Source organism: Rhodocaloribacter sp. (genome assembly GCF_056451265.1).
Genome location: NZ_JBWOPL010000001.1, coordinates 1 through 12,358 on the forward strand (window position 1 = coordinate 1; position 12,358 = coordinate 12,358).

The 12,358-nt window shown below is 66.3% G+C and carries 11 protein-coding genes; 4 read left to right on the top strand and 7 right to left on the bottom strand.

Annotation, left to right across the window (positions count from 1 at the left end; genetic code table 11):
* The 7 genes from AC1HIY_RS00005 to AC1HIY_RS00035 form a co-directional block, all read right to left on the bottom strand.
* The coding region (locus AC1HIY_RS00005) for a choice-of-anchor B family protein (RefSeq protein ID WP_479574647.1) at nucleotides 1-1,852 on the bottom strand (1,852 nt) is incomplete at its 3' end.
* 252 nt (nucleotides 1,853-2,104) lie between these two features.
* Nucleotides 2,105-3,034 (bottom strand): branched-chain amino acid transaminase, encoded by a 930-nt coding sequence (locus AC1HIY_RS00010; RefSeq protein ID WP_479574648.1) that lies wholly within the window; start codon nucleotides 3,032-3,034, stop codon nucleotides 2,105-2,107.
* A 99-nt stretch (nucleotides 3,035-3,133) separates the two neighbouring features.
* Entirely contained in the window at nucleotides 3,134-3,886 is a 753-nt protein-coding gene (locus AC1HIY_RS00015; RefSeq protein WP_479574649.1) for a glycosyltransferase family 2 protein, read from the bottom strand.
* Nucleotides 3,887-4,041: 155 nt separating this feature from the next.
* Complete coding sequence (locus AC1HIY_RS00020; protein WP_479574650.1) at nucleotides 4,042-4,992, bottom strand: helix-turn-helix transcriptional regulator; 951 nt, start codon at nucleotides 4,990-4,992, stop codon at nucleotides 4,042-4,044.
* A 49-nt stretch (nucleotides 4,993-5,041) separates the two neighbouring features.
* A complete protein-coding gene (locus AC1HIY_RS00025; protein WP_479574651.1) occupies nucleotides 5,042-5,698 on the bottom strand; it encodes a uracil-DNA glycosylase in 657 nt (218 codons plus the stop codon).
* A gap of 46 nt (nucleotides 5,699-5,744) precedes the next feature.
* A complete protein-coding gene (locus AC1HIY_RS00030; protein ID WP_479574652.1) occupies nucleotides 5,745-6,569 on the bottom strand; it encodes an ion transporter in 825 nt (274 codons plus the stop codon).
* A 55-nt stretch (nucleotides 6,570-6,624) separates the two neighbouring features.
* Entirely contained in the window at nucleotides 6,625-7,572 is a 948-nt protein-coding gene (locus AC1HIY_RS00035) for a universal stress protein (RefSeq protein ID WP_479574653.1), read from the bottom strand.
* A gap of 252 nt (nucleotides 7,573-7,824) precedes the next feature.
* Between AC1HIY_RS00035 and AC1HIY_RS00040 the strand changes: the two genes are divergently transcribed.
* The 4 genes from AC1HIY_RS00040 to AC1HIY_RS00055 all read left to right on the top strand — a co-directional run.
* On the top strand, nucleotides 7,825-9,102 hold the full coding sequence (locus tag AC1HIY_RS00040; protein WP_479574654.1) for a citrate synthase: 1,278 nt from the start codon (nucleotides 7,825-7,827) through the stop codon (nucleotides 9,100-9,102).
* Between the two features lie 350 nt (nucleotides 9,103-9,452).
* Nucleotides 9,453-10,988, top strand: a complete 1,536-nt coding sequence (locus AC1HIY_RS00045) for a PKD domain-containing protein (protein WP_479574655.1) — start codon at nucleotides 9,453-9,455, stop codon at nucleotides 10,986-10,988.
* A 235-nt stretch (nucleotides 10,989-11,223) separates the two neighbouring features.
* Nucleotides 11,224-12,084, top strand: a complete 861-nt coding sequence (gene hisG / locus AC1HIY_RS00050; RefSeq protein WP_479574656.1) for an ATP phosphoribosyltransferase — start codon at nucleotides 11,224-11,226, stop codon at nucleotides 12,082-12,084.
* A gap of 67 nt (nucleotides 12,085-12,151) precedes the next feature.
* Nucleotides 12,152-12,358, top strand: a 207-nt coding sequence (locus AC1HIY_RS00055; RefSeq protein WP_479574657.1) for a histidinol dehydrogenase, incomplete at its 3' end; no start/stop codon positions are given.

Consider the following 12,358-nt stretch of genomic DNA (forward strand, 5'->3'; position numbering starts at 1 on the left):
CGTGGTACGTCACGCACTGCGCGTCGTGCGTATAGCCCGTGCCCTGCCGGCCCGTGCCCGTATGGCCGAAGCATCCGACGAAGCTCGGGTGCTCCGGGTCGCGGAGGTCGATCATGTGGAGGCCGCCGCCGCACGTCTCGCCGCCCATGCTCGCGCCGACGGCGAAGCCGAAGCCGGTGTCCTCGTTGATGACGATGTTGTGTGCGGAGTTGATCTTGTCGTAGTGGGCCGTCTCGGTGAAGGTGACGGGCGGGTTGGAGACGTTGCGGAGTTGGGTGAGGTCGAAGACCTGCATGCCGTGGGGTCCGGCGCCGTCGGAGACGATGTAGGCGTGGTTCTTATAGACCTTGATGTCGCGCCAGGCAGCCGGGCGGGCGCCTTCGTGGAGCGGGAGCGAGCCGAGGTAGACGGGGTGATACGGGTCGGAGATGTCGACGAAGGCTGCGCCGTCGGTGCGTCCGACGAGGGCGTACTCTTTGCCCGTTTCGGGGTCGGTCCATCCCCAGAGGTCGTTCGTATGCACGCCGCGCCCGCCGCCGATATCCTTGACGGAGAGGAAGGAGACGAGGTCCACGTTGTCGCAGTCGAAGTCGGCGGCGTGGCCCTCGGCGCACGAGATCAGTCCACCGGTGAGCGAGGCCATACCGGTGTCTTCACTGAAGACGCGGGCCGTCTCGCGCCATGTGCCGGCGTCGTCCCGTTCGAAGACGGCGGCGGTGCCTTCGCCGCTGTCGTCCCCGACGACGCCGACGAGGGCGAGGTCGCCGCGGACGTCCACGGAGCCGGCGAAGAAGTCGCCGCTGCGTCCGTCCTCGGCGGCGAGTTTCGTCACGCTCATCCACGGGCCGTTCTCGCTGTCGCGATGGAAGACGTAGACGGCGCCCGAGAAGCGGCCCGCGCCGGGCGCGCCGACCCATACTTCATCGGGTCCGTTGAGGGCGAGCGACGTGCCGAAGCGCGTCTGCGGGGCGGCGTCGAACGGGGTGAGCATGCCGCTCCGCTCCCACATGGCGTCGTCGTACACGTATTCGAACACGACGCCGGTGAAGCCCTCATAACGCGGGGCTCCGACGAGGGCATGGCCGTTCTGGAGGCGCACCGAAGCGCCGAAGCGCGCGTCGCCTTCGAGCATACCGGCGTCGAGCAGGCCTTCTTCGGTCCATGCGTCGCCTTCGTTCCGGAAGGCATAGACCGCGCCGGCGTTGCCGTTCTGGCGCGGCGCGCCGATGAGCGCGAGGTCTCCGTCGAGCGCCACGGCGCTGCCGAAGCGGTCGCCGGGGCCGGCTTCGCTGCCGGTGAGCTTTGTCTGAAGACGCCACGCGCCGTCGGCGGCTCGATGGAAGGCGTAGACCGCGCCGGTTTTGCTCTGATGGGCGTAAGCGCCGACGAGCGCCTTGTCGCCGGAGAGGGCGACGGCGCTGCCGAAGTTGTCCGATTCCCCGAGATCCTCGGGAGAGAGGCGGGCCGTCTCGGTCCAGTTGCCTTCCTCGTCCCGAACGAAGAGGTAGGCCGCGCCGGCGCCGTCGCTCTGTTTGGGCGCGCCGACGAGCAGGGTCCCGGCGTCGAAGGCGACGGCGTTGCCGAAGCGGTCGCCCGTGGTGGCGTCGGAGGCGGTGAAGCGGCTCGCCTCGGTCCAGGCGCCGTCGTCGTCGCGGCGGAAGACGTAGACCATGCCGGGCTTGTCTGCATTGAGCGGTTCGCTGACGATGACCTCGCCGTCGCCGACGGCTACGGCCCCGCCGAAGCCCGTCCGCAGCGCGTTCGCGTCGTCGCCCGAACGGAAAGTCTGGGCCTGGACCGATCCCGCGACGAACAGGAGAAGGGTGAAAAGAGCAAAATCGGATCGCATCATAACGTTACCTCGAAGGGACTGTACGGGGTTCATCTTTCTCGATGAACCGGAAAGCGGATGGTGCTTTTCGACGGAGAAGGACCGAGAAAGGATGCACCGAAGGTACCCCAAACGCGGAAGGTGAAAAAAGGTGCCGAGGGTGAGCGGGGTCGGGTCGGGCGCACGGATCCGGAACGTCTCGACATGAAAAAAGCGGAGCCTGCCCGTAAGCATGACTCCGCTTTGAAAAAACCATCGTCGGTTCGGCCGCGATCAGTTCACCCCCATCGCCACGGGGACCGGAGTGAGCCAGCCGTGCGGGTCCTTTCCTTTGTGAACCACATCGAAGAAGGCTTCCTGAAGCGCCTTCGTGATCGGACCGCGCCGACCTTTGCCGACCGTGTACTTGTCCACCGAGCGGATGGGCGTGATCTCGGCGGCGGTGCCGGTGAAGAACAGCTCGTCGGCGATATACAGGGCTTCGCGCGGGATGACCTTCTCCTCGACCGAGTATCCCAGGTCGCGGGCGAGCGTGATGATCGCGTCGCGCGTGATGCCCGGCAGGATCGACAGGCCGACGGGGGCCGTGTAGAGCTTGCCGCCGACGACGACGAAGAGGTTCTCGCCGCTGCCCTCGGCTACGAAGCCGTCGGTGTTGAGCATGATGCCTTCGGTGAAGCCGGTGAGCACCGCGTCCATCTTCGCCAGCGCCGCGTTGACGTAATTGCCGCCGGCCTTGGCCAGGGCCGGGAACGTGTTCGGGGCCATGCGGCTCCACGACGACACCTTCACGTCGACGCCCTGTTCGAGGGCTTCCGGCCCCAGGTACGCACCCCATTCCCACACCGCGATCACCGTGTCGACCGAGTTGTGCAATGGGTTGACGCCCATCCGGCCCATTCCGCGAAAGACGACGGGACGAATGTAACAGGACTCCAGCCCGCTGTTGGCGATGGTCTCCATCGTGGCCGTCTCCAGTTCCTCCAGCGAGTACGGGATGTCCATGCGATAGATCTTTGCCGAGTTGACGAGCCGTTCCATGTGCTCGCGCAGGCGGAAAACGGCCGGCCCTTTCTCCTTGGTATTATAACAGCGAATACCCTCGAAAACGGACGTGCCGTAATGAATGACGTGCGATAAGACGTGCACCGTGGCTTCCTCGTAGGGGACGAGCTTGCCGTTAAACCAGATATCATGCTTCATGTGCGACCGGGGTTTGTGGAGGTGCTCCAGGTTCTGTTTCAAACAACGAACGTGCGTCCTCTTCCAACGAAGGAGCCCCCGAAATGTTCGGCGCGGTCGTCAAGATCCCTGGAAGCCGGAAGGGCTTTTTTTAGACGCTCTCCGGCGGCGACGGCGCGGCATGACGCCGTATTTCGCAATGGTCCACAGGATCTTGGCCGAGGCCTTGACGGTGCCGGAAACGGTGCCGGTGATCTTCGAGACGCCGACGCGTTTCCGGTACGACACCGGCGTCTCCGTCGTGCGCAAACCGGCCAGCACGGCCTTGATCTGCATCTCGATGGTCCATCCGAAGGTCTGATCTTCCATCTCGAGGGCGAGCAGGTCGGAGAAGCGGATGGCGCGGAACGGGCCGAGGTCGGTGAAGCGTGCGCCCCAGAGCAGCCGCATCAGAAAGCAGGCGAGGCGGTTGCCGAAGAGCGCCTGCGGAAGCATTGCGCCGGGCTCCCGCTCGCCGAGCATCCGCGAGCCGATGACGAAGTCGGCCTCGTCCCGGAGGATCGGCGCCACGAGGGCGGTCATCTCTTCGGGGTGGTCGCTGTAGTCGCCGTCGAGGAAGACGACCACGTCCGGGTTCTTCTCCCGCGCATAGGCGATGCCGCGCAGGCAGGCGTGCCCGTAGCCCCGGCGCGGCTCCCGGAGCACCGTCGCCCCCGCCGCGCGGGCGTTGGCCTCGGTCTCGTCCGTCGAGGCGTTGTTCACCACGACGACCTCTTCGACGAGCCCCGCGGGAATGTCGCCGACGACCCGACCGATGGAACGGGCCTCATTGAAGGCCGGGATGATGACCAGAATGCGCATCGGCGTTTCCATTCGCCTGTGTCTCTTCTCGTGAAACGTCAAAAAATCAATCGTTTGTATCCTCATGAGCCGGCCAGGCCGCCGCCGCTTTCGGCGCCTTCGCATCGGGCGCCTTCGCATCGGGCCTCTACCCCGTGGTGCGCCGGGTGAACCGGAGGTTACGGGTCTCAGAGCAAAAGCATCTGTTCGTCCCGGTGCCGCGCGGCGATCTTCTCCGCCTCGGCGGCCAGGCGCCGCCGCAAGGAGGCGGGCGCGAGCACCCGGACGTGCGCGCCCCATCCGAGCAGCCACGGCAGGACCTCCGCCTCGCGTCGCACCCGGAGCGTGACGAGCAGTCCGTCCGGGCGCTTCACGCGGTCTTCGACGAAGAAGCCCGGCGCGTGGCGCACCCACTTTGCCGCCGCTTCGTCGAAGAGCACCTCCACCACGATCTCGCGCGGCTCGTCCGTCGGCTCGGTCCCCGCCCGGTACGCCGCCGGGCGCTCGAACGTCTCGTCGAGCACGGTGAGGTCGGTCATGTGGGCAAGCCGGAAGGGGCGGACGCGCGCGCCCGCCCGGTCGAGGCCGATCAGATACCAGCCGTCGACGCGGTGAACGAGGCCGTATGGTTCGACGGTCTGCTCGGCGGCGGACGCGCCCTCGGTCCTCCGGAAGCGGACCACGCGCGAGGCGGCCAGGGCGCGCCGGAGCGTCTGAAGGGCCGCCTGCTCCGACGGGTCGTCGAACACGTTGACCGGCGCGAGGTGCATGCTTTCCTTGAGCGCCGCCGCCGTCTCCCGCAGATCCTCCGGCAAGACGGCCTCGATCTTCAGCCCGGCGGTGCGCGCCGCCGTTCGGTAGGGAACCTCGAAGTGCCGGGCCATGAAGTCGCTGCCGAGCAAGAGCAGCATCGCCTCGTCGCTCGTGAAGCGGAGCGGGGGGAGGAAGTAGCCTTCGTTCAGGCTGTAGCCTTTGCCCGGCACGGCCGTCAGCGGAACGCCCGCCGCTCCCAGCGCCTGCATGTCCCGGTAGATGGTGCGGGTGCTGACCTCGAAGAGGTCCGCCAGGTCGGCGGCCCGGCTCCAGCGCGAGGCCTTGAGTTCGAGCAGGATGGAGAGCAGACGGTCGGTACGATGCATGCGTTTCACCTTCACGGGACGCCGGGCGGAGGGGAACACGTAAACGAATTTATCCCCCTTGCGCAAGTCCCATCTCCACGAAAGCCGCGCGCACCCCTTCCTCGAACTTCTTCGCCCCGCCCTGCGAGGGGTGCCGCACGTAGGTGGCTTCCGCGCCGACGTTCGCGAGCGCGTATTCCGCCTTCCGCCCGATGGCGAGGATGCGCAGGGGCCGGAGCTGATCGAGCAGGCCCGCCAGGAGGTCGCCGAAGGCCGCCACCTCGCGGCGGGCCGGGGTGCGGATGGTCAGCGGCTCGCCGGGGCGGTGCGGGTGGAGCGGCACCGCGTTCCACGTGAAGAAGTGCGGGAAGTACGGCCCGAGCACGCGCCAGTAAATGCTCGCGCTGTATTCGCGGTGCGGCGTCTCGTTCAGGCTCGACTGCGCGCCGTCGAGGGGGAAGGCCGGGTCTACGAGTTGCGCCTCGCTCGTGAGCGGGACGCCCGAGAACCGGCAGCCCCACGGCCCCGGCGCCTCGGCCAGCAGAAAGACGGGCGGGCGCTCCGCATAGGCGGCCAGGTAGTTCCACAGGTTTGCCCGCCGCACCGTCACGGCGTCCGCGCGGTCCAGCCCGTCGCTGCGGTCCCGGTATGGATTGCACAGGTTCTCCCGCGAGGGCACGGGGAAAAGGTCACGTTCGAGGCGTTGCCAGACGGGTTCGAGCAGCATGGGTGTTGGAGCGTGGGGGAGGGAAGGGGGCGGAGGTGGACACGGCTCAGAGCTTCGCGCCGCAGTACTTGCAGTATTTCGCATCGAGGTCGTGCCCCTCGGCGCTGCACTGGGGACAGGCCTGCCGGGAAGTTCCGCGCCCCTCCGCCCGGGACAACTCCACGGTGACGATGCCCGTGGGCACCGCGATGATGCCGTAGCCGATGATCATCACCACGGCGGCCAGCGCCTGTCCGAGGCTCGTCTGCGGCGCAATGTCGCCATAGCCGACAGTCGTCATCGTCACGACGGCCCAGTAGACGCCTCGTGGAATGCTCGTAAAACCGTGCTCCGGCCCCTCGACAAAATACATGGTCGAGCCGAGGATGACCACCATCGTGAGCACGGCAAAGAGGAACACCGTGATCTTGCGCCGGCTGGCCCGGAGCGCTTCCATGAGCAGGTTCGCCGCCGAGAGATATTGCACCAGCTTCAGCACGCGAAACACCCGCAGGATGCGAAGCAGCCGAAGCACGAGCAGGTATTGCGCCCCGGGCACGAGCACGCTCACGTACGTCGGGATGATGGCCAGCAGGTCGATGATGCCGAAGAAGCTGGCGGCATAGCGGAGCGGGCGTCCCACGCACGTCAGCCGCATCAGGTACTCGACGGTGAAAAGGATGGTGAAGGCCCATTCCAGCCCATAAAGCAGCGGCCCGTACACGGTGCGGATCGAGGCCACACTCTCGAGCATCACCGAGGCCACGCTGGCGAGAATGGCGAGGATCAGGAGGACGTCGAAGGCGCGGCCGGCGGGGGTGTCGGCCTCGTAGATGATCTCGTGGCACCTGTGTCGCCAGCCGGTCAACACGGGTGGATCGATCCTTTTCATGGCATTCCGAGGGAACCCGGTGGGTAGTGGAAGCGCGTGCGGGCTGCGCGGCCGATCAGGAAGAGCGCCCGGCGTCCGCTTCCACGAGCGACTTCCCGAAGGCTTTGAGCGTGAGCACGGCGTGCGGCGCGGACCGCACCACGCGCTCGGTGACGCTGCCGAGGAGGAACCGCCGGTCGTTTCCGACGCCGTGCGTGCTCATCACGATCAGGTCCGCCTCCACCTCCTCGGCGCATTCCAGAATCTCGTGGGCCGGGTGCCCTTTCCGCACGTAAAATGCGACGGGCGTCTCGGGGCCGGGCGTCTCCTCGTAGAGCTGCCGCAACGCCGCCTCGGCCTGCTCGACGACCTCCGGCGGCATCTTCAGCGCCATGAACGTGGGGATGCCCGTGTCGTTGAAGACGGGCACGATGCGCTCTTCGGCCACGAAGACGAGCGCGAGCGAGGCGTCGTAGAGGCCGGCAAGGGCGCGCGCGTGCCGCAGCGCGGCGGCGGCGTGCTCCGAAAAGTCGATGGGCGCGAGGATGCGGCGAATGGGACGCGGAGCCGGGTCTTCGTCTTTCGTGCGCAGCGTCATCACGGGGCAGTCGGCGTGCCGGAGCACCTCGCCCGTGACGCCGCCGAGCGTCGGGTGAAGCAGGCTGCGCCGCCCGTGCGTGCTCATCACGATCAGGTCCACGTCGTGCTCTTCGGCATAGCGCAGCACCTCGCGGGCCGTGTCGCGCCCTTCGACCTGCACCTGGCGCAGGGGAACGTCCCGGCTCTGCTGCGCCGCCTTGTGCGCGTGCTCGGCGATCTCCCGGCGGAGCGCCTCGGCGGCTCCCATGTCCTCCATCACGCGGTTGAACCAGGCCTGCAACGGCTCGCTCCCCGCCATGCCGACCACGTGCAACGTGTGCACCTCGGCCCCGCATCTCCGGGCCAGGTCAAGCCCCTGCTCGACGGCGGCCTCGGCGCTTGGTGAAAAGTCTGTTGGGATAAGAATATGACGGATCTTAAGCATCGCAATGACTCTATTAGTGAACGTTCAATGAGTGAAACCGAATGCGGGAGGCTCCCGATGCGCGCAAAGTACGATACCGCGCCTTCGGGATCACCCGTCAATGGTTTTATGAAAGCATTCCTCGTGATGTGCCACCGCTCTTCCGACAGGCTTCACGCTTCGACCAACCGCCCGCGGCAGCATACCTTCCTGTGCTGTATCTTCCGGCGGCGCAGTGTCCGGCCTCCCGTCTAACCCCGAATCTGCATGGACATGGAAACGGCAAAACTCATCCTCCACGGTCAAGAACACGAATTTCCCGTCACGGTGGGCACCGAGGGCGAGGAAGGCATCGACATCCGCAAGCTGCGCGCCACTACCGGCGCCGTCACGCTCGACCCCGGCTTCGGCAATACCGGCTCGTGCGAGAGCGGCATCACCTTCATCAACGGCGAAAAGGGCATCCTTCGCTACCGGGGCTACAGCATCGAAGAGCTGACCGAGAAGTCGTCTTTCCTGGAGGTGGCCCACCTGCTCATCCAGGGCGAGTTGCCCACCCGGGAGCAACTGGACCACTTCCGCCACCGGCTGACGTATCACAGCCTGCTCCACGAGGACATGAAAAAGTTCTTCGAGGGCTTCCCCCCGAGCGCCCACCCGATGAGCGTCCTCTCGACCATCGTCGCCTCGCTCTCGGCTTATTATCCGGAGAACGATGACCCGACGGACATCGACCTGAACATCGTGCGGCTGCTGGCGAAGATCAAGACCATCGCCGCCTTCGCATACAAAAAATCCATCGGGCAGCCGTACGTCTATCCCCGCAACAACCTCACCTATACGGGCGATTTCCTCCACATGATGTTCGCCGTGCCTTCGGAGGACTACGAGATCGACCCGCTCGTCGAGGAGACGCTGGACAAGCTGCTCATCCTCCACGCCGATCACGAGCAAAACTGTTCGACCTCTACGGTGCGTATGGTCGGCAGCAGCGGGGCGAGCCTCTTCGCGGCGATCTCGGCGGGCGTGAGCGCCCTCTCCGGACCGCTCCACGGCGGCGCCAACCAGGCCGTGATCAATATGCTCGAAAGGATCCGCGCCGACGGAGGCAACTATCGGAAATACCTCAACATGGCGAAGGACCGCTCTTCGGGCTTCCGCCTGATGGGCTTCGGGCACCGCGTCTACAAAAACTTCGACCCGCGCGCCCGCGTGATCAAGGCCTCCGCGGATCAGGTGCTGGCTCGCCTCGGCGTGGACGACCCCCTGCTCGACATCGCCAAGGAACTCGAACGCGCCGCCCTCGAAGACGAGTACTTCGTCTCTCGAAAGCTCTACCCGAACGTGGACTTTTACAGCGGCATCCTCTACCGCGCCATGGGCATCCCCACGAACATGTTCACCGTGATGTTTGCCATGGGTCGCCTGCCCGGCTGGATCGCGCAGTGGAAGGAGATGCACAACGATCCGAACACGCGCATCTATCGCCCCCGACAGATTTATGTGGGCGCGCGCGCCCGGCCGTACGTGCCCATCGACCAGCGCAGTTGAGGCGCGGACGACCGGTCCGCCGGGGAGCGCTTGCGTCGTTCTTTACACAATTTTTCAGGGGCGCCCTTTACCTTCCAACCTTTTTTCGGCAACTTTGACGTTGCGGGCCGTGGGGCGCCCACCCTGCCCTCTAAAGATTACGTCCCCGCTCCCGTGCGGCGCGCCGGCTTTCCTTCGCCCTTCACCTCCGGCGTTGCGGCTTTCACAAGAAGTACTGTTCTCATTCGTGCGGCGTTCGCGTACCCGACACCACCCGGGCGATGCAGGGCATCCTCGTCGGGCAGTCACCAGAGGTGCAGTCTGTTTTTTTATCAACCCCCTGTGATCTCAAAACCTTTGAGGATTTTGACATGAAACGACGTGTACTACCTGGATTTGCCATCGCTTTTTTCCTGCTCTTGCTCACGGGCGGAGATGCGCTCGCGCAATCGACCCTGCGCATGAGCGAAACCGTGTTCATCCGTCCCCGCGTGGGCCTCTCGGCCTATCTGGGGGACAACGAGAAGACGCCGTTCAACTTCGACGGCGACCTCTTCGACGGCGGCTTTCCGTACAACCTCGGCCTCGAGGTCGGCTACCAGTTCAACCCCCGCTACAGCCTCGGCCTCGGCTTTCAGTTCGGCGACTATCGGGGCGTCACCGAGTTTGTCGACGGACGGGACTTCACCGGCGACCCGAACACGCGGAGCACGGTGCAACTCCTCGCGCGGTATTTGCTGAGCGAAGGCAAGGTCGCGCCGTATCTCCATGCCGGCGCGCAGGTCAGTTTCGGCAAGACGCTCGTCTGGAACCCGGCTACGCCCAACGGGCCGTTTCGGGAGGAAAGCAAGACCTCTTTCGGCCCCCTCTTCGGCGCCGGTCTCGACGTCATGCTGAGCCGGCAGGTGTCGTTCTTCGTCGAGACGACGGCCAACGTCACCTTCCCCGATGACGCCGTCGACGGACGCGATGACAACGGCTTCGGCGGCTTCGATTTCCTGATCAACACCATCGGAGCCGGGCTGAAATTCAACCTCAAGAGCCCCTTCGTGCCGGCGGTGGTGGGCACGGTCGACTGCCCGACGGGCGAGCTCGTGACGGGGCAGAGCGCCACGTTCTCGGCCACGGTCAACGCCGACGCCACGCAGCCGGTGTCCGTCACGTGGGACTTCGGTGACGGCGCGACGGCCTCGGGCCTGACGGCCACGCACGTCTACGAGCAAGCCGGCACGTTCACCGCCACCGTCGCCGCCGACAACGGGCGCGGCGCCAGCACGGCCACGTGCCGCGTGACCGTCGTCCCCGCCTGCACCGCCGCCGAGATCGTGACGATGACCGCCTCGACGATGAACCCGGACACGCACACCGCCGTCCGTTTCAACGCCAGCGTGCAGGGCTCTGCGCCGATCACGTATCGCTGGGACTTCGGCGACGGGACGACCGCCACCGAGGCCAACCCCTCGCACACGTTCGCCCGCCCCGGCACGTACACCGTCACGCTCGAAGCGACGAACTGCGGCGGCACGGTCCGCCGCACGATGACCATCACCGTGTCGCCGTGGGAGAACCCGATCTGCGCCGTGGCCGAGATGAACTCGGTCTTCTTCGACCGCAACTCGAGCACGCTCACCGAGGAGGCGCGCATGCAGCTTCAGGAGAACCTCGAGATCCTGCGGGAGTGCCCGAACCTGACCGCGCGCATCGAGGGCTTCGCCGCCCCCGGCGAACGACGCACCCAGGGCCTCTCCGAAGACCGCGCACGCGCCGTCGAACAGTTCTACGTGGACAACGGCGTCAGCGCCGGCCGCCTGACCGCCCTGGGCATGGGCCGCGTCTCGGGGGTGACCTCGAAGAAGGAGGGCACGAGCCAGTACCGCCGCGCCGACACCATCCCGGTGCGCAACTGATCCTGCGCCCCTGTTCATAAGGGCTTTGGAAAGAAGCGGGGCCGTCTTCGGGCGGTCCCGCTTCTTTTTTGAAGACACGCCGAACTGTGCCGGGTCGGCCGCGCGCGCATGAACCCGACGCCCGGTCCGGCGTCACACGGTCACTGCGTTCGCCTTCGTCCCGTCATGGACGCGAGCCCATGAACGCAGACGACGCCCCCCGACGCCCGCGCGCGTCTTCATGAACCCGACCTCGATGACTCCGCCTTTACGCCTGGCCCTCCAGAAATCGGGCCGCCTCAGTGAGGCCTCCGTGCGCCTGATCGAAGCGTGCGGCATCCGTTTCAGCCGCGCCAACCACCGGCTCCGCGCCCTGACGGACAACTTCCCGCTCGAGCTCCTCTACCTCCGCGACGACGACATCCCCGGCTATGTGGCCGACGGCGTGGCCGACGCGGGCATCGTCGGCGAGAACGTCGTCGCCGAGAAGCGGAAGCCCGTCGCCACGCTCGAACGGCTCGGCTTCGCCCGCTGCCGCCTCTCCATCGCCCTCCCCAGATCCGACGCCTATGAGGGTCTCGACGACCTCCACGGACGCCACATCGCCACCTCGTATCCGAACCTCCTCTCGGACTTCCTCGCCGAACACGACATCGAGGCGAGCATCCATGAGATCAGCGGCTCCGTCGAGATCGCCCCGAGCATCGGCCTGGCCGACGCCGTGTGCGACCTCGTCAGCTCCGGCAGCACGCTCCTGAGCAACGGCCTCAAAGAGGTGGAGACGATCTTCCATTCCGAAGCCCTCCTCATCGCCCACCCCGACCTCGACCCCGGCCGGACCGCCATCCTCGACGCGCTCCGCTTCCGCATCCGGTCCGTCCTTCAGGCGCAGAACTTCAAATACATCCTCCTCAATGCGCCCAACGACGCCCTCGACCGGGTGACGGAGATCCTGCCGGGCATGAAAAGCCCGACCGTCATGCCGCTGGCCGAGGAAGGATGGAGCTCGGTCCATTCGGTCGTCAATGAGAACGATTTCTGGGAGGTCATCGAGAACCTCCGGGCCGCCGGGGCGCAGGGCATCCTCGTGGTGCCCATCGAAAAGATGATCCTGTGACCCGTGGCCCTTCGCAGCGTGTGAGGAGGCTCCCGTTCTTCGCGCCACGCCCTTCGAACCCCGTCCCATGATGGAAAAAATCCTCTATCCCGAACGGTCCCGGTGGCCGGAGTTGACCCGGCGGCCGGCCTTCTCTTTCGAGACGCTCGAAGCGCAGGTCGCGCCGGTGCTCGCCGACGTCCGCGCGCGGGGCGAAGCGGCGGTGCGCGAATACACCCGCCGCTTCGACGGCGTCGAGCTCGACGACCCGGCGGCGTCGCCCGAGGCGCTGGCG